This is a genomic window from Streptomyces sp. NPDC048718, assembly GCF_043198875.1.
Classification (GTDB): domain Bacteria; phylum Actinomycetota; class Actinomycetes; order Streptomycetales; family Streptomycetaceae; genus Streptomyces.
The window spans coordinates 563,536-587,458 of sequence record NZ_JBICVG010000003.1 but is presented as its reverse complement, the minus strand read 5'-3'; the positions used below and the strand labels follow the sequence as shown (position 1 = coordinate 587,458).

Here is a 23,923-nt window from a genome sequence, read left to right as displayed (position 1 = left end):
GCGCCGCCCCGCCCCCCCCCCCCCCCCGCCCCCCCCCCCCCCCCCCCCCCCCCGCCCCCCCGCCCCCCCCCCCCCCCCCCCGCGGCGCGTTCCGGCCGCCGTCCGCGCCACATCCCTCCCCCCGCCCACTTGTCCGACCTCTTGCCCGCCCTCTTGTCCGGGCCGCACGGCAGGCGCTTCACTGGCGCTCCGCCCACCGCGCAAGGGGCCGCCATGACCGACGTACGCCCCCGCCCTCCGGCCCACCGGCCGCCCACCGCCGTCCTGTTGTCCACCCCCGCACCGGTCCTCCCGCTCGCCGCCCGCACCACGACAACCAACTCGGCGCCGCCGCAGGTCGGTTCGCCGGCCGACCTCTGTGATGTCCGCGCGAACCTGGAGTCGTACGGGGTGCGCGACGCCCTCATGAACGGCCCCGGGGGCGGAGGTGACCCGGAGCGGAAAGGGACTCGTCACGCACAACTCGCCCTCCACGAGAGGAACTTGCTCACCGTCTGCGCCAGGGAACGGCGAGCCGGGCGCCCGACCTCGGTCACGGTCGCGCTCGCCGACCGGGAGACAGGGCGGCTCCATGCGGCCGCGCACGACCCGACGGACAGGCCGGAGAACCGGCGTCCACCCGGCGAGCGGAAGATCCCGACCGATCGATCCCGGCCATCACCGACCCCACAGAGGTAACTCTGTGTCACATACACCGGTTGTCGCAACGGACACCCCACAACCCCTCCCCATACCGCCGGACCGTCCGCTGACACACGGCCGACTGTCCGATATCCGGAGCGCCTCCCCCATCCCCCGACAGGACCATGATCGGCTCAAGCTCCTTAGCGGGCCTGGGCGTTCTCACCATGCGGTCACCCGCCGGCCGACCGTTGTGCCCGGCTTTGCCCCCGGCCCGCACACCGACTCCACCCCCCGGCATAACAAGACAGTCACATCCTGACCTCGGCGCTAACCGTCCTTCCCTACCTGCGCCTAGAGTCACGGCCAGTCACCGCGCCGCCGGGCGCCCCCTCTCTGCACGGCCGCTCCACCCCGTACGGCCCGGCAACGGAAAACGGCACTCTCTTGCTCCACTGCTCCGGCACCGCCTCGGCTCGAGGGGCCGCGCCAGGGAAAGGATTCTTCGTGCGACACCGTTCATTGATCCTCCTCACCAGCGTTCTCACCACGGGAGCACTCACCCTCACCGCCTGCGGCTCGCGCGACGCGGGCAAGAACGGCGGCGGTGACACCGACGCCGGCGGCACCACCACGGTCGTCATCGGCGTCGACGCCCCGATCACCGGTTCGCTCTCCGCCCTCGGCATGGGCATCAAGAACTCGGCGGACCTGGCGATCAACATCGCCAACAAGAACAAGGAAGTCCCCGGCGTCACCTTCAAGATGGAGGCGCTCGACGACCAGGCCGTCCCCGCCACCGGCAAGGCCAACGCCACCAAGCTCGTCGGCATGAAGGACGTCCTCGGCGTCGTCGGCCCCCTCAACTCCGGCGTCTCCCAGTCGATGCAGGCCGACTTCGCCCGCGCCAACCTCACCCAGGTCTCCCCGGCGAACACCAGCCCTTCGCTGTCCCAGGGCGACAACTGGGGCAAGGGCGAGAAGAAGCGCCCCTTCCCCACCTACTTCCGCACCGCCACCACCGACGTCATCCAGGGCAAGTTCGCCGCGAACTACCTCTACAAGGACGCCGGCAAGCGGAAGGTCTTCGTCGTCAACGACAAGCAGACCTACGGCGCCGGCCTCGCCTCGATCTTCTCGCAGGAGTTCAAGCGCCTCGGCGGCAAGGTCGTCGGCACCGACTCCGTCACCGTGAAGGAGACCGACTTCTCCTCCACCGCCACCAAGATCAAGGGCTCCGGCGCCGACTCCGTCTACTTCGGCGGCCAGTACCCCGAGGGCGGCCTGCTCTCCGACCAGGTCAAGAAGGCCGGCGCCAAGATCCCCACCATGGGCGGCGACGCGCTCTACGACCCCGAGTTCATCAAGGCCTCCGGCGAGTCCAACGACGGCGACCTCGCCACCTCGGTCGGCTACCCGATCGAGAAGCTCCCGAACGCCAAGAAGTTCATCGACGACTACAAGGCCGCCGGATACAAGGACGCCTACTCGGCCTACGGCGGCTACTCCTACGACGCCGTCTGGTCCATCATCCAGGCCGTCAAGGCCGTCGTCGCCGAGAACGGCGGCAAGGTGCCCGCCGACGCCCGCGCCAAGGTCACCCAGGCCATGGCCAAGGTCAACTTCGAAGGCGTCACCGGCACCATCTCGTACGACGAGTTCGGCGACACCACCAACAAGCAGCTCACCGTCTACACGGTGAAGAACGGCGCCTGGACCGACCTGAAGTCCGAGACCTTCAAGGACTGACCGGACCCGGCAGCCCCTCGCGCCACCTGAACCACCGCTTCACCCGCACCACTTGGACCACCCGCACCACGTGAACCACCGCACCACCCGAATCACCCGAATCACCCGACCCGAACCGCGCGAGGGCGCACTCAGCGCCCTCGCGCGGTGTCATATCCGACAAAGCTCATCGGAGGCCCGCGGTGAACGAACTGCCGCAACAACTGGCCGACGGCCTTGCCCTCGGAGCCCTCTACGGTCTCATCGCCATCGGCTACACGATGGTCTACGGCATCGTCCAGCTCATCAACTTCGCCCACGGCGAGATCTTCATGGTCGGAGGCTTCGGCGCCCTCACGGCGTACACGATCCTCCCCGACGGCACCACCCTCGCCCTCGCCATTCCGGTGATGCTCATCGGCGGCGCGGTGGTCTCGGTGGCCGTCGCCACCGCAGCCGAGCGCTTCGCCTACCGTCCCCTGCGCGGCGCACCCCGCCTCGCGCCCCTGATCACCGCGATCGGCCTGTCGATCGTGCTCCAGCAGCTCGTCTGGGGCTTCTACCCCGGCGCCAACAAGCCCGTGAAGTTCCCCGAGTTCAAGGGCGACAGCTTCCAGCTCATGGACAACCTGGCCATCACGCGCTCGGACCTCTTCGTCCTCGTCGCCGCGCCCGTGTGCATGATCGCCCTCGGCCTCTTCGTCTCGAAGAGCCGCAGCGGCCGCGCCATGCAGGCCACCTCCCAGGACCCCGACACCGCCAAGCTCATGGGCATCAACACCGACCGCATCATCGTGATGGCCTTCGCCATCGGCGCCGCCTTCGCGGCCGTCGCCGCGGTCGCCGAAGGCCTCGACAAGGGCCAGATCCGCTTCGAGATGGGCTTCCTGCTCGGCCTCAAGGCGTTCACCGCCGCCGTCCTCGGCGGCATCGGCAACATCTACGGTGCCATGATCGGCGGCCTCGTCCTCGGCCTCGCCGAAACGCTCTCCATCGCCTACGTCGAGCACATACCCGGCATGGCGCAGTTCGGCGGCGGCGCCTGGAAGGACATCTGGGTCTTCTCCCTCCTCATCCTCGTGCTCCTGTTCCGGCCCCAGGGGCTGCTCGGACAGCGCGCAGCGGACAGGGCGTGATGACGATGACCACCAAGCCCGACAAGAACAACGAGAACGACAAGAACAACCAGCCTGGCGAGAACATCCCGAGCACCGAGGCCGCGAAGAACGCCGAGGAAACCAAAGCGGCCACGGCCACCAAGGCCACCACCGGCGCCACCGGCACCAAGTCCCCCGGCCTCCTCCACTGGATCGTCGCCGCCGGCGGCCTCGCCACCTTCGCGTCCACCTTCCTCGCCTGGACCTACACCACCGAATTCCCCGGCAACCTCACCGTCACCGGCTACCCCGGCGGCCTCCAGGTCCTCACCCTCGTCGCCGGCCTCCTCCTCACCCTCTTCGCCCTGGCCGGCCTCGGCGTCAAGGGCCTGCGCTGGCTCACCCCCGCCGGCTCCACCAACGCCCTGCGCCTGCTCGCCCTCGGCGCGTTCGGCACCACCTGGTACGCCGTCCTCGCCATCGCGGTCGAACTCGGCGGCCTGGTCAACCTGGAGCCCGGCGGCTTCGTCGCCGCCGTCGCCTCCGCGATCCCGCTCGCCGCGCTCGCCCTCCCCCAGGACGCCCGCCCCCCGGCCGAGCCGAAGGACCTCCCCTCCTGGGCGCAGATCCTCGTCCTCGTCGCCGCCTTCGCGATCGGCCTGTACGCCGTCTCCTACGGCATCTCCACCGAATACGGCGAGCTGTTCATCGGCTACCTGATCCTCGCCGGCTGCGTCGCCGCGGCCCTCAACAAGTCCGGCCTGATGAGCCGCGTCTCCGCCATCGCCTCCGCGCACCGGCAGATCGCCGTCATCGCCGCCTTCGTCGCCGCGGCCGTCTTCCCCTTCACCCAGGAGAACGACACCTTCACGGTCATCGCGGTCAACATCCTGATCTTCGCGACCGTCGCCCTCGGCCTCAACATCGTCGTCGGCCTCGCCGGACTCCTCGACCTCGGCTACGTCGCCTTCCTCGGCGTCGGCGCCTACACCGCCGCCCTGGTCTCCGGATCCACCGCCTCCGCCCTCGGCGTCCAACTGCCCTTCTTCGCCGCCGTCGTCATCGGCGCCGTCGTCGCCCTCGTCTTCGGCGTCGTCATCGGTGCCCCGACCCTGCGGCTGCACGGCGACTACCTCGCCATCGTCACCCTGGGCTTCGGAGAGATCTTCCGCATCACCGTCAACAACATGGACGGCGACAACGGCCCCCAGATCACCAACGGCCCCAACGGCATCCCCAACATCCCCGCGCTCGACATCTTCGGCTACGACTTCAGCCAGACCCACACCTTCCTGGGCCTGGAGATCAGCCTGTACGCCAACTACTACCTGCTGATGCTGCTCGTCATGGTCCTCGTCGTCGTGGTCTTCAGCCGCGCCCAGGACTCCCGCATCGGCCGCGCCTGGGTCGCCATCCGCGAGGACGAGACCGCCGCCACCGCCATGGGCATCAACGGCTTCCGCGTCAAGCTCATCGCCTTCGCCCTCGGCGCCACCCTCGCCGGCGTCGCCGGCACCGTCCAGGCCCACTTCCAGGGCACCGTCCTGCCCGAGATGTACATGTTCTCCGGCCCGGTCGCCCCGAACTCCGCGTTCCTCCTCGCCGCCGTCATCCTCGGCGGCATGGGCACCATCCGCGGCCCGATCCTCGGCGCCGCCCTGCTCTTCCTCATCCCCGCGAAACTGGCCTTCCTCGCGGACTACCAGCTCCTCGCGTTCGGCCTCGCGCTCATCCTGCTCATGCGCTTCCGCCCCGAGGGCCTCATCCCCAACCGGCGCGCCAAGCTGGAGTTCCACGAGCACCAGGAGAGCGCCGACCAGCACGACGTACCGGAGCGGCGGCAGTCCGCCGAGTCCGGCGCCACAACCGCGAAGGCGGGTGCGTGAACGCCATGACGACGACCACGACCACCACCGGCACGGCCACCACCGAAGCCGGCGCCACCGTCCTCGACGCGAGCGGCGTCACCATGCGCTTCGGCGGCCTCACCGCCGTCCAGGGCGTCGACCTCACCGTCCGCGAAGGCGAGATCGTCGGTCTCATCGGCCCCAACGGCGCCGGCAAGACCACCTTCTTCAACTGCCTCACCGGCCTGTACATCCCCACCGAGGGCCGGGTCAGCTACAAGGGCACGGTCCTGCCGCCCAAGCCGCACCTCGTCACCCAGGCCGGCATCGCCCGCACCTTCCAGAACATCCGGCTCTTCTCCAACATGACCGTCCTGGAGAACGTCCTCGTCGGACGCCACACCCGGACCAAGGAAGGCCTCTGGTCCGCGCTCCTGCGCGGCCCCGGCTTCAAGCGCGCCGAGGCCGCCTCCCGCGAACGGGCCATGGAACTCCTGGAGTTCGTCGGCCTCGCCGCCAAGGCCGAACACCTCGCCCGCAACCTCCCGTACGGCGAACAGCGCAAACTGGAGATCGCCCGCGCCCTCGCCAGCGACCCCGGCCTGCTGCTCCTCGACGAGCCGACGGCCGGCATGAACCAGAACGAGACCCGCACGACCGAGGAACTGGTCTTCGCGATCCGCGACCTCGGCATCGCGGTCCTGGTCATCGAGCACGACATGAAGTTCATCTTCAACCTGTGCGACCGGGTGGCCGTCCTCGTCCAGGGCCAGAAGCTCGTCGAGGGCACCGCCGAGGTCGTCCAGGGCGACGAGCGCGTCGTGGCCGCGTACCTCGGCACCCCCTTCGAGGGCGCCCCCGGCGCCGAGGAGGCGGCGGAGGTCGCGGCGGCGGAGGCCCACGCGGCCGGAAGCACGGCCCAGGGGTCGGCTGAGGGCTCGGCTGAGGGTACGGCCAAGGAGGAGGCGCCGGCGAAGGCCGACGCCAAGCCCGCGAAGCCCTCGAAGCCCGCCGCGGCGGCCGAAGCTCCCGAGACCGCCGAAGCCGCGACCCCGGCCGCCGACGCGGACAGCACCACCGAAGGAGACTCCAAGTGACCGCACTCCTGGAGGTCGAGAACCTCAGGGTCGCCTACGGCAAGATCGAGGCCGTCAAGGGCATCTCCTTCTCCGTCGAAGCCGGCCAGGTCGTCAGCCTCATCGGCACCAACGGCGCGGGCAAGACCACCACCCTGCGCACCCTCTCCGGCCTCATCAAACCGGCCGGCGGCAAGATGACCTTCAACGGCGAGGTGCTCAACGGCATCCCCGCCCACAAGATGGTCGCCCGCGGCATGGCCCACTCCCCCGAGGGCCGGCACATCTTCCCCAAGCTCTCCATCGCCGAGAACCTCCAGCTCGGCGCCTTCCTCCGGAAGGACAAGGACGGCATCGCCCGCGACATCCAGCGCGCCTACGACCTCTTCCCCATCCTGGGCGAACGCCGCAAGCAGGCCGCGGGCACCCTGTCCGGCGGCGAGCAGCAGATGCTCGCCATGGGCCGGGCCCTGATGTCGCAGCCCAAGCTGCTCATGCTCGACGAGCCCTCCATGGGCCTCTCCCCGATCATGATGCAGAAAATCATGGAGACCATCGCCACCCTCAAGGCGGAGGGCATGACGATCCTGCTCATCGAGCAGAACGCGCAGGCCGCCCTCTCGCTGGCGGACTACGGATACGTGCTGGAGGTCGGCACGATCAAACTGCACGGCACCGGCGCGGACCTCCTCGTCGACGACGAGGTCCGCAAGACGTACCTCGGCGAGGAGTAGCCCCTCCGGTACCGGCCAGGGAACCAGCAGGGCCCGCACCACGGAAACGTGGCGCGGGCCCTGTCCCGTACGTACCGGCCCCTACTGCTCCTTGGCCTTCGCGGCCTTCTTCTCCTCGGCGTCCTCGATGACCGCCTCCGCGACCTGCTGCATCGACATCCGCCGGTCCATCGACGTCTTCTGGATCCACCGGAACGCGGCGGGCTCCGTCAGCCCGTACTGCGTCTGCAGGACCGACTTGGCACGGTCGACCAGCTTGCGGGTCTCCAGACGCTGGCTGAGATCGGCGATCTCCTTCTCCAGGGCCCGCAGCTCGGCGAACCGGGATACGGCCATCTCGATGGCCGGCACCACATCGCTCTTGCTGAACGGCTTCACCAGATACGCCATGGCACCGGCGTCCCGGGCCCGCTCGACCAGCTCGCGCTGGGAGAAGGCGGTGAGCATGAGGACCGGGGCGATGGACTCGCCCGCGATCTTCTCGGCCGCGGAGATGCCGTCGAGGATGGGCATCTTCACGTCCAGGATCACCAGATCGGGCCGGTGCTCGCGCGCCAGCTCGACGGCCCGGGCCCCGTCACCGGCCTCGCCGACGACCATGTAGCCCTCTTCCTCCAGCATCTCCTTGAGATCGAGCCGGATGAGGGCCTCGTCCTCGGCGATGACGACACGGGTCGTCAGCGGGGGGACGTGGGAAGCGTCGACGGCGTCGTCTTCGGCGGCGGGCTGGGGCGACTCGGGGGCGGTCACGCGGGCTCCTCGTTGCGGGGCAACTACTGCTGACACGAGCCTACCCACCTCCTGTAAAGTAGGAGCACGGCGGGTGACCGCCAACCTTTGTTTCAAAGGAAGCCCCGGTAGCCCAGCGGTAGAGGCAGTGGTCTCAAACACCATCCAGCGTGGGTTCGAATCCCACCCGGGGCACTTTACCTTCATTTCCATGGTCGAGCCATCTTGAGCATTCGTCACCCACACGTGTGAAATCCGGCTATTCACCCTTCACAGTGCGAACCACCTCGCCACGCTCGGCCGCATGTACGACATCAGTACGCGCCGTCGCGCCCTGGCACTGGTCGACCAAGGTCGCAGCCTCAACTCCGTCAGCAAACAGACGGGGATCTCCCGAGCCGCTCTCCGCAGCTGGCAGATCCACCTCGAACCTCGCCCGCGCATGTCCGCCCATCGCGCGCCCTGCGTCCGCTGCCGCCCCACCCCCGGCCTGCCCGAAGCCGTGGAGGCGTACGCCTATCTTCTCGGGCTCTACCTCGGCGACGGCTGCGTCAGCCCGCACCGTCAGGGGAGCCAGCATCTTCGGATCGCCTGCGCGGACGCCTGGCCAGGGCTGATCGAGGCGTGCCGCGACGCGATGCGGGCCGTGCAACCATACGGCTCCGTGTGCCTCGTACGGAAGCAGGGATGCGTCGCGGTCACCAGCTACGGCCGCCACTGGACATGCCTCTTCCCGCAGCACGGTCCCGGCAAGAAGCACGACCGCCGGATCGTCCTCGAAGACTGGCAGCAGGGCATCGTCGACGCGCACCCCTGGGAGTTCATCCGGGGGCTGATCCATTCCGACGGCGCGCGGATCGTCAACTGGGCCTCGTGCCTTGTCGGCGGCGAGCGCAAGCGGTACGAGTACCCTCGCTACTTCTTCTCCAACGTCTCCGACGACATCGTGCGGTTGTTCACGGACACGCTCGACCGCCTCGGCGTCGCCTGGCGCAGCCGGCGCCGGAAGAACGGCGTGCAGGATGTCTCGGTGGCGCGGCGGGAGGCGGTCGCCCTCATGGACACCCACATCGGCCCCAAGTACTGACCGCCGCACCGCTCCCCGGACCCGCCGGCCCCACCCCCGCCCCCGCCCCCCTCAGTTCGTCACCGGATCCCCCACGCGGTGCACCCGGACCATGTTGGTGGAGCCGGGGACTCCGGGCGGGGAGCCGGCGGTGATGACGACGAGGTCGCCCTCGCGGCAGTGGCCTCGGCGCAGGAGTTCGGTGTCGACCTGGGCGACCATCGCGTCGGTGGAGTCGGCGTGCGGGCCGAGGAAGGTTTCGACGCCCCAGGTGAGGTTGAGCTGGGCGTGGGTGCCGGGGTCGGGGGTGAAGGCGAGGAGGGGGATGGGTGTGCGGGAGCGGGCGAGGCGTTTGACGGTGTCGCCGGACTGGGTGCAGGCGACGAGGTAGCGGGCGCCGAGGAAGTCGCCGATCTCGGCGGCGGCGCGGGCGACGGCGCCGCCCTGGGTGCGGGGTTTGGTGTTCTCGGTGAGGGGTGGGAGGCCGTCGGCGAGGATGTCGTGTTCGGCGGCTTCGACGATGCGGCTCATGGTGCGGACGGTTTCGACGGGGTATTTGCCGACGCTGGTCTCGCCGGAGAGCATGACGGCGTCGGTGCCGTCGATGACGGCGTTGGCGACGTCGCTGGCTTCGGCGCGGGTGGGGCGGGAGTTGTCGATCATCGAGTCGAGCATCTGGGTGGCGACAATGACGGGTTTGGCGTTGCGCTTGGCGAGGGTGATGGCGCGCTTTTGGACGATGGGGACCTGTTCGAGGGGCATTTCGACGCCGAGGTCGCCGCGGGCGACCATGATGCCGTCGAAGGCGGCGACGATGGCGTCGAGGTTGTCGACGGCCTGTGGTTTTTCGATTTTGGCGATGACGGGGACGTGGCGGCCTTCTTCGTCCATGACGCGGTGGACGTCGTCGATGTCGTGGGCGGTGCGGACGAAGGAGAGGGCGATGACGTCGGCGCCGGTGCGCAGGGCCCAGCGGAGGTCGTCGATGTCCTTGTCGGAGAGGGCGGGGACGGAGACGGCGACGCCGGGGAGGTTGAGGCCCTTGTGGTCGGAGACGATGCCGCCTTCGAGGACGCGGGTGTGGACGCGGGGTCCGTCGATGGCGGTGACTTCGAGGGTGACGCGGCCGTCGTCGACGAGGACGCGTTCGCCGGGGGTGACGTCGTCGGGGAGGCCGGTGTGGGTGGTGCCGCAGTGGTGGCGGTCGCCTTCGACGGGTTCGACGGTGATGGTGAAGTGGTCGCCGCGTTCAAGGAGTACGGGGCCTTCGCGGAAGCGTCCGAGGCGGATCTTCGGGCCTTGAAGGTCGGCGAGGACGGCGACGCCTCGGCCGGTTTCGTCGGCGGCTTTACGGACGCTGCGGTAGCGCTCCTCGTGTTCGGCGTGGGTGCCGTGGCTGAGGTTGAGGCGGGCCACGTTCATTCCGGCTTCGAGCAGTGCCTTGATCTGGTCGTATGCCGCGGTGGCGGGTCCAAGGGTGCAGACGATTTTCGCTCGGCGCATGGGCACGACCCTAGGGCTTACTTACGGGTAGCGAAGGGCTCCGGAATGACGACTCAACAAGCTTTACGTGAAAGGTTGTTGACAAGTCTTGAATGTGTGCGGGTGGTCGCTCCGATGAGCGGTCGCGGGGGCTTTCGGGGGTTTGTCTCAGCGGGTGGACGGGGGTGGTTCCGCTGGTCCGGGGCGGGTGGCGGGCTTCGCGGGGGCGGGGAGAGGCGTCCGTTTCGTGCCGAACACTTTCCCAGTCCGTAACCCGATAGGCCTGTTGCGACCGTGAATCGTGGGCCAGAATCTACGCGCGTTGTGCGTGATATGACGCCAATGAACCACCCAAGGAGAAGAACACATGCCGCTGAACCGCAGGACGTTCCTGGAGCGCTCGGCCGCCGCCGGGGCCGGTGTGGCCCTCACGGGCGCGGTCGTCGCCCCGGCCGAGGCCGCCCAGTCCGCCACGGGTGCCGCCGCCGGTAACAGTCCGCACCCGCAGAAGCGGTACGCGTTCACGGTGATGGGCACCACCGACCTGCACGGAAACGTGTTCAACTGGGACTACTTCACCGACCACGAGTTCGACGACAAGGCCCACAACGACGTCGGTCTCGCCAAGATCTCCACCCTGGTGAACCAGGTCCGCGCCGAGAAGGGCCGGCGGAACACGCTGCTCATCGACGCGGGTGACACCATCCAGGGCACCCAGCTGGCGTACTACTACGCGAAGATCGACCCGATCACCAAGAAGGGCGGCCCGGTCCACCCGATGGCCGTCGCCATGAACAAGATCGGGTACGACGCGGTCGCGCTCGGCAACCACGAGTTCAACTACGGCATTCCGGTGCTGCGCGCGTTCCAGGAGCAGTGCGACTTCCCGCTGCTCGGCGCCAACGCGCTGGACGCGAAGACGCTGCGCCCGGCCTTCCCGCCGTACAGCATGCACACGCTGCCCACCCCGCAGGGCCGGGACGTGAAGATCGCCGTCCTCGGTCTGACCAACCCGGGCATCGCCCTGTGGGACAAGGCCAACGTCTCCGGCAAGATGGTCTTCCCGGGCCTGGAGGAGCAGGCGGCGGTGTGGGTGCCGAAGCTGCGTTCCATGGGCGCGGACGTGGTGATCGTGTCGGCGCACTCGGGCTCGAACGGCACGTCGTCGTGGGGTGACCAGCTGCCGTACGTGGAGAACGCGGCCGCGCTGGTGGCCGAGCAGGTGCCGGGGATCGACGCGATCCTGGTGGGTCACGCGCACGCGGAGATCCCGGAGTACCGGGTGAAGAACAAGGAGACCGGCAAGGACGTGGTGCTGTCCGAGCCGGCGAAGTGGGGTCAGCGGCTGACCCTGTTCGACTTCGAGGTGGTGTGGGAGAAGGGCAGCTGGATCGTCGAGAAGGCGGGCGCGCGGGTCCTGAACTCCAACACGGTGCCGGAGGACCCGGCGGTCACCGGGCTGCTGGTGGACGAGCACCGGAAGGTCGTCGCGTACGTCAACCAGGTGATCGGCCACTCGGCCGCCGCGATGTCCACGGCCGACGCGCCGTGGAAGGACGAGCCGATCATCGACCTGATCAACGTCGTCCAGGCGGAGACGGTGCGGGAGGCGCTCGCGGGTGGCGCGTACGCCGATCTGCCGGTGCTGTCGCAGGCGTCGTGCTTCTCGCGGACCGCGCGGATCCCGGCGGGCGAGATCACCATCAAGGACGCGGCCGGGCTGTACCCGTTCGAGAACACCCTGGAGGCCCGCCTGCTGACGGGTGCCCAGCTGAAGGACTACCTGGAGTACTCGGCGAAGTACTACGTCCAGACGGCGGCGGGTGCTCCGGTCGACACGTCGAAGCTGACGAACGCGGGCGACACCCCGGACTACAACTACGACGCCGTGTCGGGTCTGACGTACGACATCGACATCGCGAAGCCGGTCGGCCAGCGGATCGTGAACCTGTCGTTCGAGGGCAAGCCGCTGGACCCGGCGGCGCGGTTCGTGTTCGCGGTGAACAACTACCGGGCGAGCGGCGGCGGTGCGTTCCCGCACGTGGCCGGCGCCCAGCAGCTGTGGGCGAACTCGGAGGAGATCCGTAACACCATCATCCAGTGGGTGCGGGCCAAGGGGTCGATCGACCCGGCGGTGTTCGCCTCGGTGGACTGGAAGCTGACGCGGAACGGCGTTCCGGTGTTCTGATCTCCGGTGGTTCGGGGGGCGTAGGGGGCTCAGGGGGCTCAGGGATCCAGGGGCTTGGGGGCTCCGGGGTCTGCGGGGTCTCTGTGACCTTCGGGGCTTCCCGGGGCTCCTGGGTTTCCCGGGGCTTCCGGGCCCTTCGGCCCGTCACACGTTTTCCGCGAGAGGCGTCAGCTTCCGGCTCTGGGCCGGCAGGCTCGGCGCCTCTCGCGCTTCCAGGCCGAAGGTGGTGAAGGCGGTGCGGCGGGGCAGCGGGTAGGGCTCCTTGCCGGTGACGGAGTTGAGGATGGCGGCGCTGCGCCAGGCGGCGAGGCCGAGGTCGGGGGTGCCGACGCCGTGGGTGTGGCGTTCGGCGTTCTGTACGTAGACGGCGCCCGAGCCGGCGGCGGGGCCGGAGCTGGAGTCGGTGTCGGAATCGGAGTCGATGCCGTCGAGGACCAGCCGGTAGCCGGCGTCGACGCGGGGCCGGCCGGCGAAGTCGCGGCGCAGGTGGGGGTCGAGGCCGGCGAGCAGGTGGTCGAGGGGGCGTTCGCGGTAGCCGGTGGCGAGGACGACGGCTTCGGTGGTGAGGCGGGAGCGGGTGCCCTGCCGGACGTGTTCCAGGTGGAGTTCGAGGTGGGTGCCGGCGACGCGGCCGGCGGTGCGTACCTGGACGCCGGGGGTGAGGACGGCGTCGGGCCAGCCGCCGTGGAGGGTGCGGCGGTACAGCTCGTCGTGTACGGCGGCGAGGGTCTCGGCGTCGATGCCCTTGTGCAACTGCCATTGCAGTGGCAGGAGTTCGGCTCGGGCTTGTTCGGGCAGGGCGTGGAAGTACTGGGTGTAGTCGGGGGTGAAGTGCTCCAGGCCGAGCTTGGAGTACTCCATGGGGGCGAAGGCCTCGGTGCGGGCGAGCCAGTGGAGGCGTTCGGCGCCGGCGGGGCGGGCGCGGAGCAGGTCGAGGAAGATCTCGGCGCCGGACTGGCCGGAGCCGATGACGGTGACGTGTCCGGCGGCGAGCAGGGTGTCGCGGTGGGCGAGGTAGTCGGCGGAGTGGATGACGGGGACGTCGGGCGCGTCGGCGAGGGGGCGCAGCGGTTCGGGGACGTGGGGGGCGGTGCCGACGCCGAGGACGACGTTGCGGGTGTGGGCGCGGCCGAGGGCGGTGGCTTCGCCGTCGGCGTCGAGCTGGGTGAAGTCGACTTCGAAGAGGCGGTGTTCGGGGTTCCAGCGGACGGTGTCGACCTGGTGGCCGAAGTGCAGTCCGGGGAGGTGTTCGCTGACCCAGCGGCAGTAGGCGTCGTATTCGGCGCGGTGGATGTGGAACTTCTCCGCGAAGTAGAAGGGGAAGAGGCGGTCGCGGTCGCGGAGGTAGTTGAGGAAGGTCCAGGGGCTGGCGGGGTCGGCGAGGGTGACGAGGTCGGCGAGGAAGGGGACTTGGAGGGTGGCGCCGTCGATGAGCTGGCCGGGGTGCCAGTGGAAGGCGGGCCGTTGGTCGTAGAAGGCGGTGGCGAGGGGGCCGGGGGTGCCGTGGGCGAGGGCGGCGAGGGAGAGGTTGAACGGGCCGATGCCGACGCCGACGAGGTCGTAGGGGCGGTCGGATCCGTGGTCGGGAGCGTGGTCCGGGCCGTATCCCTCGCCGGGGGTGTGGGGGTGCCGGGTGGTGCGGGTGCTGCTGGTGGGGCTGGTCACGCGGGTGGTGCCGGTGGTGCTGGTCGTGCCGCCGGTGGTGCCGGTCATCGGGGGGTGCTGCCTTCCACGAGGGTGATGAGCTGGACGAGGTCGTCGAGGGTGGTGTGGGGGTTGAGGAGCGTCGCCTTGAGCCAGAGCCGCCCGTCGGCGGTGGCCCGGCCGAGCACGGCGCGGCCCTCGGTGAGGAGGGTGCGGCGGATCGACGCGACGGTGGGGTCGTCCGCGTCGTAAGGCCGGAACAGGACCGTGGTGAGTGTCGGTCGGGCGTTCAGCTCCAGGCGGGGCGATTTCTCGACTTGGTCGGCGAGGTCCTGGGCGAGCGTCATGCAGGCGTCGACGAGCGCGCCGAGGCCGGTGCGGCCGAGGGCGCGCAGGGTGACGGCGGTCTTGAGGACGTCGGGCCGGCGGGTGGTGCGCAGCGAGCGGCCGAGGAGGTCGGGGAGCCCGGCGTCGGTGTCGTCGTCGGCGTTCAGGTAGTCGGCGGTGTGGCCGAGGACGGCGAGGTCGCTGCTGTCGCGGACGGCGAGCAGTCCGGCGGCGGCTGGCTGCCAGCCGAGTTTGTGCAGGTCGAGGGTGACCGTGCGGGCGCGGTCGAGGCCGGCGAGGAGTTCGCGGTGGGTGGCGCTGAAGAGGAGGGGGCCGGCGTAGGCGGCGTCGACGTGGAGGTCGGCGGGCGTGGCGCCGGGGGTGGGGGTGTTGGGGGTGGTGGGGGCGCCGGGTGTGTTGGGGGTGTTGTGGGCGGCGCAGCGGTCGGCGATCGCGGGGAGCGGGTCGACGAGACCGGCGTCGGTCGTACCGGCGGTGGCGGCGACGAGAACCGGCTGGCCGGCGAGGTCGTCGAGCGCGTGGTCGAGGACCGCCGGGTCGACGGTGCCGCGGGGCGTGGGAAGCACGACCGGCGCGGGCAGGCCGAGCAGCCAGGTGGCGCGGAGGAACGAGTGGTGGGCGTTGGCGCCGACGACGGTTCGGAGCGGACGGCCGGGGTGGCGCTCGCGTGCCAGGAGGAGCGCGAGCTGGTTGGACTCCGTGCCGCCGGTGGTGACGAGGGCGTCGGGGCGGGGGGCGTCGGGGTACGCCTCGGCGGCGAGGGCGTGGGTGACGAGGGCTTCGAGGGTGGAGGCGGCGGGGGCCTGGTCCCAGGAGTCCAGGGAGGGGTTGAGCGCGGAGGCGGCGAGGTCGGCGACCGCGGCGAGTGCGAGCGGCGGGGTGTGCAGGTGCGCTGCGCACAGGGGGTGGGCGGGGTCGGCGGCGCCGGCGGCGAGTGTACGGACCAGGGTGCGGAGGGCTTCTTCGGCGCCGGTGCCGTGTTCGGGGAGGACGGGGCCGAGTGTCGCGGTGACATGGCGGGTGACGGCGGTGGGGCCGCCGGCGGGGAGGGGGCCGCCGCGGGTGGTGGCGCCTTCGTGGAGGGCGTCGAGGAGAGGGGGGAGGAGCTCGCGGAGGGCGTCTGCGCCAAAGGCGCCACCGGCGAGGGATACGGCACACATGGACGACAGGGTGCCGGGGTTTTGGGCGGTGTGTCCGGGGACGGGGGAAGTGTGACCCGAACGAGGTACGCGTGGCGCTGCGGGGTGCTGCGCGCTGCGGTGCGGGTGGGCGTGGTGGTGGCGGGGCGTGGGGGCGCGTTCGGGGTTGCGGGGTGGTGCGCTGGGGGTTCGTGGTGGGTGCGCGTGGGCCGGTCCGGGGGTCGTGTTCTGCACTGCATGATTTACGGCGCGGGCGCCCTCGTAGCGCGTGAAGCGTTGCTGTTTCCGCGCCACAAATCACGCTTTACGTTTCGAACACGACCCCCTCCCCAGCCCCCGCTCCCGCCCGTCGTCCGCGCACCGCCCCGCACCCCGTCCGCTTGAGTGGAGGGGGGGTGGGGGCGGGTGCGGCAGGTGGGTGGGAGGGGGAAGGGGGTGGAAATCAGCCTCGGGCTCGCAGCGCGCGGCGGAGGTCGTCGAGTTGGTCGACCAGCTTGCGGTGGAGGGCCGGGGTCATCGTGTCCTTGGCGAGGTGGTGTTCGCCGAGGGCCAGGGTGTCGGCGTCGACCGCGTGGGTGGGGAAGGCGTGGCGGCCGACGGCCTCGGCGATGGCGGGGCCGCGGCGGTCGGCGAGGGCGATGGCGGCCGGGAAGTAGCGGGTCGTGTACTCCCGTACGAGATCGGCCTGTTCGGGCTGCCAGAAGCCGCGGGCGGTGGCGTTGAACAGGTAGTTGGACAGGTCGTCGGTCTCGAACATGGCGGCCCAGGCCGCCGCCTTGGCCTCGGGGGTGGGCAGGGAGGCGCGGCAGCGGGCGGCGCCTTCCTGGCCGGTGGCGCTCGGGTCGCGGTCGAGTTCGGCGGCGATGGCGGTCTCGTCGGTGGCGCCGAGGACGGCGAGGCGGGCGAGGATGCGCCAGCGCAGTTCGGGGTCGAGTTCGGGGCCGCCGTGGACGGTGCCCTCGTCGAGCCAGGAGGCGATCTTGTCGGGGGTGGTGGCGCTGTCGATGAGCGTGCGGACGGCGGCGAGGCGCAGGTCGGGGGCGTCGCCGTCCTCGGTGCGGCGCAGCAGGTCGCGGCTGATCGCGGTGAGGGTGGCGAGCGCGGCGGGGCGGTCGGCCTCGGTGACGTAGCGGTCGGCGAGTTGGGTGCGGGCGAAGGCCAGGACGCCCTGGACGACGGCGAGTTCGGATTCGTCGGCGAGGTGGGCGGCGGCCGTCTCCAGGTAGGCGGTCGCGGCGAGTTCGCCGTCGCGGACCATGTCGCGCAGCGCGTTCCAGACGACGGCGCGGGTGAGGGCGTCGGGGATGCGGGAGAGGGAGCGGAGCGCGGTCTCCTGGGAGACGGCGTCGAACCGCATCTTGGTGTAGGTGAGGTCGCCGTCGTTGAGGACGACGAGCGCGGGGCGCGGGCCGTCCAGTTCGAGCGGGGCGGTCTGCGGGACGTCGACCCAGGGGCGGTCGCGCAGGACGAGGTCGCCGGCGGCGTCGCGGTCGTAGATGCCGACGGCGATGCGGTGCGGGCGGCTGCCGTCGCGGTCGACGGTGAGGCGCCAGGTGCGGGCCTCGCCTTCGAGGCGGGGGGTGAGGGTGTCGACGCCGGTGGTGCGCAGCCAGGTGTCGGCCCAGGCGTGGACGTCGCGGTCGGTGGCGGCGGCGAGGTTGTCGATGAAGTCGGCGAGGGTGGCGTTGGCGAACTTGTGCCGCTTGAAGTGGATGTTGATGCCGGCGAGGAAGTCCTTCTCCCCCATCCAGGCGACGAGTTGACGCAGCGCGGAGGCGCCCTTGGCGTAGGAGATGCCGTCGAAGTTGAGGAGGGCCGAGGCGGTGTCGGGGACGGCGGCCGGGTCGGGGGCGACGGGGTGGGTGGAGGGCCGCTGGTCGGCTTCGTAGCCCCAGGCCTTGCGGTCGATGCCGAAGTCGAGCCAGGTGTCGGCGAAGAGGTCGGAGCAGGCTTCGTTGATGGTCTGGTAGCCCATGTACTCGGCGAAGGACTCGTTCAGCCAGATGTCGTCCCACCAGCGCAGGGTGACGAGGTCGCCGAACCACATGTGGGCCATCTCGTGGGCGATGACCATGGCGCGGGTCATGCGTTCGGTCTCGGTGACGGCGGAGCGGAAGACGAACTCGTCGCGGAAGGTGACGAGTCCGGGGTTCTCCATGGCGCCGGGGTTGAACTCGGGGACGAAGGCCTGGTCGTAGGAGTCGAAGGGGTACGGCTCGTCGAACTTCTCGTGGAAGCGGTCGAAGCAGGCGCGGGTGACGGCGAGGATCTCGTCGGCGTCGGCGTCGAGGTGGGGGGCGAGGGAGCGGCGGCAGTGGATGCCGAAGGGCAGGCCGGCGTGTTCGGTGCGGATGGAGTGCCAGGGGCCGGCGGCGACGCAGACGAAGTACGTGGACAGCAGGGGGGTGGGGGCGGCCTGCCAGCGGCCGTCGGGTCGCTGTTCGGTGCGGCCGTTGGACAGGAAGGTCCAGCCGTCGGGGAGGGTGGCGGAGAAGGCGAAGACGGCCTTGAGGTCGGGCTGGTCGAAGGCCGCGAAGACGCGCTGGACGTCTTCCATGAACAGCTGGGTGTACGTGTACGACTCGCCGTCGGTGGGGTCGGTGAAGCGGTGCATGCCCTCGCCGGTGTGCGAGTAGCGCATGGTGGTGGCGATGTCGAGGGTGTGCTCGCCCTCGGTGAGGGTGAGGGGGAGGCGGTTGCCGTCAAGGGTGGCGGGGTCGAGCGGCGTGCCGTCGAGGGCGGCGGAGTGGAGCGTCTCGGGCTTGAGCTCGACGAAGGTGTCCCCGGCGGCGCGGGCGGTGAACCGGATGGTGGTGGTGGACCCGAAGGTCTCGTCGCCGGTGGTGAGGTCGAGGTCCACGGTGTAGTGCTGGACGTCGAGGAGTTGGGCTCGGGTCTGCGCTTCGTCGCGCGTCAGTACGGACATGCGCTCATGCTGCCTGATGGTCTTCTTCAGGGGGAGAGGGGTTCACCGACAGCTCAGGCGGGACTGGGCGGTGAGGCGGATCAGGACGCGCGGGAGGGGGACGGAGGGCGGGGAGGACGCTACGTCGCGTGCGGGCCGGGGGCGTCTCCTGCGAGATCCGTGCCCGCCCGCCCGCGCTGCGGCCCGCGGCCGTCAGTCGGTGCGGTCCACATTCCACTCCGCGGGCAGCTCGCCGTCGCAGAAGACGCAGACGAAGTCGTCCTCGCGCACGATGTTGTGTTCCTGGCAGTCGGGGCACCGCCGGAAGACGATCTCGTGGGTGAAGCCGGAAGGCCGCCGGAGTTCCGCGAGGTCCAGGGCACGGGCGACCGCCGCCCAGGAATCTGCGTCCGGGCAGTACCCGGTGGACTGGTTGCTGACTTCGCTCACGGTCCACCGGTCCGCCTCGCGCAGGAAGGACATCTCACCGGCGGCCAGGACCATGTCTCCGCCGGCGCAGGCCACGTGCTCGCTTCGCCGCGGCGCCAGCCGGAGAACGCCGTCCATGCCGACCACGAAGGTGAACGGTTCGACCGTCTCCGCCGCCGGCCGCTCGGTGCTCCAGCGAGCGAAGTCCGCAGCCGAGCCGATCCGTCGGCCGCCGTCGCCGGGCCGGACCGCGGCCTTCAGCTCGACCGGTCCGACATACCGATAGCTCCGTCCCCGCTCGCTCATGTCGACCGGTCCTCAGGCGAGGCCGGCGCCGTCGAGGTGGGCGAAGGCGGCGGTGATACGGGGGCGGTCGTAGCCGGCGGGGCCGCGGGCGCCGCTGGAGAGCAGGGCGTGCAGCAGCAGGCGGGCCTTGGCGGGGGCGAGCGGGCCGGCGGGGATGAGGCCGCGGTGCAGCAGGTCGGTTTCGGAGCCGGGGCCGCGGTAGGTGTGCGAGAGCGTCGTACCGGCGCCCGTACGGGAGGCGAGGACGACGGGCATCCGGGCGGCCAGTTCGGCGAGGGGCGCGACGAGCGGGGCGGGCACGTGGCCGGCGCCGAACGCGGCGACGACCAGGCCGTCGTAGCGCTCGGGGTGTTCGGCGACGGCGTCGAGGAGTTCACCGGTGTCGCCGAGGGTGAGGGTGAGCAGGGCGACGCGGAGGGTGGGGTCGAAGCGCAGGGCGCAGGCCCGGGTGGGGACGGTGGGGCGGAGCAGGACGCGGGGGACGCCTTCGACGACGGTGCCGAGGGGGCCCGCGCCGGGTGAGGTGAAGGTGGCGACGGAGGTGGTGTGGGCTTTGTGTGCGTGGCGGGCGGCGTGGATCTCGTCGGCGAGGACGACGAGGACGCCGAGGCCCTGGCAGCCGGGGTCGGCGGCGACGGCGAGGGCGGCGGCGAGGTTGGCGGGGCCGTCGGCGCCGGGCAGGTCGGGGCGGCGCATGGCGCCGGTGACGGCGATGGGCCGCTCGGTGGTGCACAGCAGGTCGAGGAGGAAGGCGGTCTCCTCCAGGGTGTCGGTGCCCTGGACGACGACCACGCCCGATCCGCCGGCGACGGCCTCGCGGACCTCGTCGGCGAGGGCCGTCAGGTCCTCGAAGGCGAGGGAGGAGCTGGGGACGCGGCGGAAGTCGCGCAGTTCGACCCGGACGCCGTCGGGGGTGATGCCGGGTGTGTCGAGGACTTCCCGGCCGCTGAGGCGGGTGTCGGCGCCGCCGCCGCGTGCGGAGATGGTGCCGCCGAGGGTGAGGACGGTGACGCGGCGCGCCGGTTCGGCTGCGGCGAAGGCGGTCGTGGTGCTGGGGTCGGGGTCGGTGCTGGTGTCGGTGTGCTGGGGTGTGTCGTGGTCGGTCATGTGGGTGCCCTGTCCCGTTCCCGTCGCCCGTGCCTGTGCCTGTGCCCGCGTGCTCGTACACGTTCCGGTGCGGAGTTCGGGTACGTGTACGTGTACGCGCGCGGGCCTACGGTACGTCGGGGCGTGGCCCGGCGGCGCGGTTCAGCGCGTTTCGTCGGCGATCGTCTCGTGGTGGCGGATGACCTCGGCGATGATGAAGTTCAGCAGCTTCTCCGCGAACGCCGGGTCGAGCCGGGCGCTCTCGGCGAGTTCCCGCAGCCGGGCGATCTGACGGGCCTCGCGGGAGGGGTCGGCGGGCGGCAGATTGTGTTCGGCCTTGAGGACGCCGACCTGCTGGGTGCACTTGAACCGTTCGGCGAGCATGTGGACGACGGCCGCGTCGATGTTGTCGATGCTGGCGCGCAGCCGGTTCAGCTCGGCCTGGACGGCCGGGTCGACGCCGCGCGTACCGCCGCTGTCTCCGCTGTTCTCGCCGCTGTTCTGGCCGCCGGTCTCACGGTGGCTGTTCGTCGTGTCGTCGGGGGTGTCGCTCATGAGCGGGGAGCCTAGCCGGAACCGGGGGAAACGGCCGGTTCGTGTTCGGGATCCGGGACGGGGACGGTGGTGTTCCAGCCGTCCGGGAGGGTGACGCGCTGCTGGGCGCGGAAGCGGACGGGCGCGGTGCCGACGCGGCGGGTGAAGAGCCGGGAGAAGTAGGCGGGGTCGTCGTAACCGACCCGGCGGGCCACGGCGGAGACGGACAGTTCGGTGCCGGCGAGGAGTTCCTTGGCGCGGCCGAGGCGGATGGTGAGCAGGTAGTCCTTGGGGCTGCGGCCGGCCGTGCGCTGGACGGCGGTGCGCAGTTCGGCGGTGGACATGCCGTGCCGGGCGGCGTGTTCGGCGACGGTCAGCGGGGTGAACGCGTCGCGGGCGAGGGCGGCGAGGACGGGGGCGCCGTCGGCGGTGGTGTCGGCGCGGGCGTGGCGCAGGGTGACGAGGAGTTCGTGGACGGCGGCGGCGGTCTCGACTTCGAGGAGGGGGTTGCCGGGGCGGGCGGCGCGGGCGATGCGGCCGATGACGGCGCGGGCGGGGGCGGCGTCGGAGAGGGGGACGACGGGCCGGTCGGGTTCGATGTAGCCGAGTTCGGTGTAGGTGGCGGTGGCCGGTCCGCAGAAGTCGACGAAGGACTCGTCCCAGCCGGTGTCCGGGTCGGCGGAGTAGTGGTGGGGTACGCCGGGGGTGAGCCAGAGCAGGGCGGGGGCGGTGACGGGGGCGCGGTGGCCGTCGGGGCCGAGGAACCAGCCGCTGCCGGCGGCCACGACGACGGCGACATGGTGGTCGAGGGTGCGCGGGCCGACGGTGGGCAGGGGTCCGTGCTGGAGTCCGACGCCGAGGCAGACCAGACCGAGTCGGTGGTGGACGGGGCTGGGTGTGAAGAAGCGCATCCAGGTCTCGTACATCGCGTGGCTGCTTTCCTGGCCTCGTTGGTGCGGTGCTGCCGTGGTGCGGTGGTGCCGTCTCCGCGATTGTCGGCGGTGTGACTGCCGGGGGTGGTGTGGCTGCCGGGGCTGGTGGGGCTGCCGGGGCTGTCGTACGTCCCCGGCACGGGCGGGGCCCGCTCCCGTCGCGTACAGAAAGGTCCAAACCGCCCTGATTTTTGTCCATGGACCGGTCCGCCGTCCACGCGCGAGGGTGGGTCCATGAGTGACTTCGTGGTGGGTGACGAGGATTTCCTGCTCGACGGGCGGCCGGTGCGGCTGCTGTCGGGGGCGCTGCACTACTTCCGGGTGCACGAGGAGCAGTGGGAGCACCGGATCGGGATGCTCCGCGCGATGGGCCTGAACTGCGTCGAGACATACGTGCCGTGGAATCTGTACGAGCCGGAGCCGGGCCGCTACGGGGACGTCGAGGCGCTCGGCCGGTTCCTGGACGCGGTGGCGGCGGCCGGGATGCGGGCGATCGTGCGCCCGGGCCCGTACATCTGTGCCGAGTGGGAGAACGGCGGGCTGCCGCACTGGCTGACGGGCCCTTTGGGCCTGCGGGTGCGTACCCGGGACGCCGCGTATCTGGAGCATGTGGAGCGCTGGTTCCGGCGGCTGCTTCCGCAGGTGGTCGAGCGGCAGATCGGGCGCGGCGGCCCGGTGCTCATGGTTCAGGTGGAGAACGAGTACGGCAGTTACGGCACCGACACGGCGTATCTGGAGTGGCTGCGGGATCTGCTGGTGGCGTGCGGGGTGGAGGTGCCGCTGTTCACGTCGGACGGCCCCGAGGATCACATGCTGACGGGCGGTTCGGTGCCGGGGCTGCTGGCGACGGCGAACTTCGGCTCGGGCGCGCGGAAGGCCTTCGAGACGCTGCGGCGGCACCGGCCGGACGGTCCGCTGATGTGCATGGAGTTCTGGTGCGGCTGGTTCGACCACTGGGGCCGGGAGCATGTGGGCCGGGCGCCGGCGGACGCGGCCGACACGCTGCGGGAGATCCTGGAGTGCGGCGCGTCGGTCAACATCTATATGGCGCACGGCGGGACGAGCTTCGGCGGCTGGGCGGGGGCGAACCGGGACGGGGAGCTGCACCGGGGCGAGCTGCGGCCGACGGTGACCTCGTACGACTACGACGCGCCGATCGACGAGGCGGGGCTGCCGACGGAGAAGTTCCGGCTGTTCCGTGAGGTGCTGGAGAAGTACGCGGAGGGGCCGCTGCCCGAGGTGCCAAAGCCGCCGGCACGGATCGGCGCGCCGGCGGTGGGCACGGTGGACGGCTGGGCCTCGCCGGCGCGGGTGATGGAGGTCCTCGGTGACGAGGAGCGGCACACGGCGGTGCCGCCGTCCTTCGAGGAGCTGGGGGTGGACCGGGGTGTGGTCCGCTACCGGCTGGACGTGCCGGGGCCGCGGCAGCCGTACCCGCTGGGGGTGGCGGGGCTCGCGGATCTGGCGACGGTGTACGTGGACGGGGCCCTGGCCGGGGTGCTGGACACGGCGGACGCGGTGCTGCCGGAGCCGGTGGCGGGGCCCGCGGCGGTGGAGCTGTGGGTGGAGTCGCTGGGCCGGGTCAACTACGGGCCTCGGCTGACGGAGCCGAAGGGCGTCACGGGCGGGGTGCTGCACGAGCGGCAGTATCTGCACGGTGTGCGGTCCCAGGCGCTGCGGCTGGACACGTTCGTGCCAAAGGCGGTGGCGCGGGTGCCGTTCACGGCGGTGCCGGCGACGCCGGGTCCCGGCCTGTTCCGTGCGGTGGTGGGGGTCCCCTCCCCTGGTGACGCGGCGCTGCGGCTGCCGGGGTGGACCCGCGGCTTCGTGTGGGTGAACGGGTTCTGCCTGGGCCGCTATTGGAACGCGGGTCCGCAGGACTCCCTCTTCGTCCCGGGTCCGGTGCTGCGGGCGGGTGCGAACGAGGTGTGGGTGCTGGAGCTGGCGGGGCCGGCGGGCGGCGGGGTCGAGCTGGTGGAGTGGGCAGGGGGCGGGGGCGAGCCGGTGGAGCGGTGACGGGCGGGGGCGAGCC

At 71.1% G+C, this 23,923-nt stretch carries 17 protein-coding genes and 1 tRNA gene; 9 read left to right on the top strand and 9 right to left on the bottom strand.

What is annotated here, in order from left to right; genetic code table 11:
- Window positions 1-1,128 precede the first annotated feature (1,128 nt).
- From ACGFRB_RS08285 to ACGFRB_RS08265, 5 genes are all read left to right on the top strand, one after another.
- Complete coding sequence (locus tag ACGFRB_RS08285; protein WP_363011764.1) at window positions 1,129-2,370, top strand: branched-chain amino acid ABC transporter substrate-binding protein; 1,242 nt, start codon at window positions 1,129-1,131, stop codon at window positions 2,368-2,370.
- A gap of 182 nt (window positions 2,371-2,552) precedes the next feature.
- Window positions 2,553-3,485 (top strand): branched-chain amino acid ABC transporter permease, encoded by a 933-nt coding sequence (locus tag ACGFRB_RS08280; RefSeq protein ID WP_363011766.1) that lies wholly within the window; start codon window positions 2,553-2,555, stop codon window positions 3,483-3,485.
- A 5-nt stretch (window positions 3,486-3,490) separates the two neighbouring features.
- Window positions 3,491-5,332: a branched-chain amino acid ABC transporter permease gene (locus ACGFRB_RS08275; protein WP_393240527.1), complete on the top strand. Its 1,842-nt coding sequence runs from the start codon at window positions 3,491-3,493 to the stop codon at window positions 5,330-5,332.
- A gap of 5 nt (window positions 5,333-5,337) precedes the next feature.
- The gene (locus tag ACGFRB_RS08270; protein ID WP_393240524.1) at window positions 5,338-6,390 is read left to right on the top strand and encodes an ABC transporter ATP-binding protein; all 1,053 of its coding nucleotides are present in this window, start codon (window positions 5,338-5,340) and stop codon (window positions 6,388-6,390) included.
- Entirely contained in the window at window positions 6,387-7,103 is a 717-nt protein-coding gene (locus ACGFRB_RS08265) for an ABC transporter ATP-binding protein (protein WP_363011772.1), read from the top strand. The genes ACGFRB_RS08270 and ACGFRB_RS08265 overlap by 4 nt, the downstream gene beginning before the upstream one ends.
- An 81-nt stretch (window positions 7,104-7,184) precedes the next feature.
- On the opposite strand, the gene ACGFRB_RS08260 is transcribed toward ACGFRB_RS08265, so the two are convergent.
- Window positions 7,185-7,853: an ANTAR domain-containing response regulator gene (locus ACGFRB_RS08260; RefSeq protein WP_393240520.1), complete on the bottom strand. Its 669-nt coding sequence runs from the start codon at window positions 7,851-7,853 to the stop codon at window positions 7,185-7,187.
- Between the two features lie 101 nt (window positions 7,854-7,954).
- Here ACGFRB_RS08260 and ACGFRB_RS08255 point away from each other — a divergent pair.
- Window positions 7,955-8,027, top strand: a tRNA-Leu gene (locus ACGFRB_RS08255).
- Window positions 8,028-8,136: 109 nt separating this feature from the next.
- Window positions 8,137-8,919, top strand: coding sequence for a transcriptional regulator (locus ACGFRB_RS08250; protein WP_393240517.1), 783 nt, complete (start codon window positions 8,137-8,139; stop codon window positions 8,917-8,919).
- Between the two features lie 51 nt (window positions 8,920-8,970).
- Here the strand turns inward: ACGFRB_RS08250 and pyk are convergent, their stop codons facing one another.
- Entirely contained in the window at window positions 8,971-10,401 is a 1,431-nt protein-coding gene (pyk, locus tag ACGFRB_RS08245; RefSeq protein ID WP_393240514.1) for a pyruvate kinase, read from the bottom strand.
- A gap of 346 nt (window positions 10,402-10,747) precedes the next feature.
- Here pyk and ACGFRB_RS08240 point away from each other — a divergent pair, with 346 nt between their 5' ends.
- Window positions 10,748-12,568 (top strand): bifunctional metallophosphatase/5'-nucleotidase, encoded by a 1,821-nt coding sequence (locus ACGFRB_RS08240; RefSeq protein WP_393240511.1) that lies wholly within the window; start codon window positions 10,748-10,750, stop codon window positions 12,566-12,568.
- Between the two features lie 144 nt (window positions 12,569-12,712).
- On the opposite strand, the gene ACGFRB_RS08235 is transcribed toward ACGFRB_RS08240, so the two are convergent.
- The 7 genes from ACGFRB_RS08235 to ACGFRB_RS08205 all read right to left on the bottom strand — a co-directional run bounded on the left by ACGFRB_RS08235 (window position 12,713) and on the right by ACGFRB_RS08205 (window position 21,885).
- Window positions 12,713-14,281, bottom strand: a complete 1,569-nt coding sequence (locus ACGFRB_RS08235) for a lysine N(6)-hydroxylase/L-ornithine N(5)-oxygenase family protein (RefSeq protein WP_393240508.1) — start codon at window positions 14,279-14,281, stop codon at window positions 12,713-12,715.
- The gene (locus ACGFRB_RS08230; protein WP_393240505.1) at window positions 14,278-15,720 is read right to left on the bottom strand and encodes a pyridoxal phosphate-dependent decarboxylase family protein; all 1,443 of its coding nucleotides are present in this window, start codon (window positions 15,718-15,720) and stop codon (window positions 14,278-14,280) included. Before ACGFRB_RS08230 ends, ACGFRB_RS08235 begins: the two co-directional genes overlap by 4 nt.
- Window positions 15,721-16,141: 421 nt before the next feature.
- Window positions 16,142-18,625 (bottom strand): aminopeptidase N, encoded by a 2,484-nt coding sequence (pepN, locus tag ACGFRB_RS08225; RefSeq protein WP_393240502.1) that lies wholly within the window; start codon window positions 18,623-18,625, stop codon window positions 16,142-16,144.
- A 192-nt stretch (window positions 18,626-18,817) separates the two neighbouring features.
- Window positions 18,818-19,339, bottom strand: a complete 522-nt coding sequence (locus ACGFRB_RS08220; RefSeq protein WP_393240499.1) for a hypothetical protein — start codon at window positions 19,337-19,339, stop codon at window positions 18,818-18,820.
- Window positions 19,340-19,351: 12 nt separating this feature from the next.
- Entirely contained in the window at window positions 19,352-20,446 is a 1,095-nt protein-coding gene (locus tag ACGFRB_RS08215; RefSeq protein WP_393240496.1) for an asparaginase domain-containing protein, read from the bottom strand.
- 141 nt (window positions 20,447-20,587) lie between these two features.
- Entirely contained in the window at window positions 20,588-20,980 is a 393-nt protein-coding gene (locus tag ACGFRB_RS08210; RefSeq protein ID WP_363011792.1) for a chorismate mutase, read from the bottom strand.
- 11 nt (window positions 20,981-20,991) lie between these two features.
- Window positions 20,992-21,885, bottom strand: a complete 894-nt coding sequence (locus ACGFRB_RS08205) for a helix-turn-helix domain-containing protein (protein WP_393240493.1) — start codon at window positions 21,883-21,885, stop codon at window positions 20,992-20,994.
- A 240-nt stretch (window positions 21,886-22,125) separates the two neighbouring features.
- On the opposite strand from ACGFRB_RS08205, the gene ACGFRB_RS08200 reads away from it, so the two are divergent.
- Window positions 22,126-23,907: a beta-galactosidase family protein gene (locus tag ACGFRB_RS08200; protein ID WP_393240490.1), complete on the top strand. Its 1,782-nt coding sequence runs from the start codon at window positions 22,126-22,128 to the stop codon at window positions 23,905-23,907.
- Window positions 23,908-23,923: the final 16 nt, after the last annotated feature.

Coding starts and splice junctions, on each gene's coding strand:
- ACGFRB_RS08275 (WP_393240527.1), top strand. CDS start 3,491: ATGACCACCAAGCCCGACAAGAACAACGAGAACGACAAGAACAACCAG.
- ACGFRB_RS08270 (WP_393240524.1), top strand. CDS start 5,338: ATGACGACGACCACGACCACCACCGGCACGGCCACCACCGAAGCCGGC.
- ACGFRB_RS08250 (WP_393240517.1), top strand. CDS start 8,137: ATGTACGACATCAGTACGCGCCGTCGCGCCCTGGCACTGGTCGACCAA.
- pyk (WP_393240514.1), bottom strand. CDS start 10,401: ATGCGCCGAGCGAAAATCGTCTGCACCCTTGGACCCGCCACCGCGGCA.
- ACGFRB_RS08240 (WP_393240511.1), top strand. CDS start 10,748: ATGCCGCTGAACCGCAGGACGTTCCTGGAGCGCTCGGCCGCCGCCGGG.
- ACGFRB_RS08235 (WP_393240508.1), bottom strand. CDS start 14,281: ATGACCGGCACCACCGGCGGCACGACCAGCACCACCGGCACCACCCGC.
- ACGFRB_RS08230 (WP_393240505.1), bottom strand. CDS start 15,720: ATGTGTGCCGTATCCCTCGCCGGTGGCGCCTTTGGCGCAGACGCCCTC.
- pepN (WP_393240502.1), bottom strand. CDS start 18,625: ATGTCCGTACTGACGCGCGACGAAGCGCAGACCCGAGCCCAACTCCTC.
- ACGFRB_RS08220 (WP_393240499.1), bottom strand. CDS start 19,339: ATGAGCGAGCGGGGACGGAGCTATCGGTATGTCGGACCGGTCGAGCTG.
- ACGFRB_RS08215 (WP_393240496.1), bottom strand. CDS start 20,446: ATGACCGACCACGACACACCCCAGCACACCGACACCAGCACCGACCCC.
- ACGFRB_RS08210 (WP_363011792.1), bottom strand. CDS start 20,980: ATGAGCGACACCCCCGACGACACGACGAACAGCCACCGTGAGACCGGC.
- ACGFRB_RS08205 (WP_393240493.1), bottom strand. CDS start 21,885: ATGTACGAGACCTGGATGCGCTTCTTCACACCCAGCCCCGTCCACCAC.
- ACGFRB_RS08200 (WP_393240490.1), top strand. CDS start 22,126: ATGAGTGACTTCGTGGTGGGTGACGAGGATTTCCTGCTCGACGGGCGG.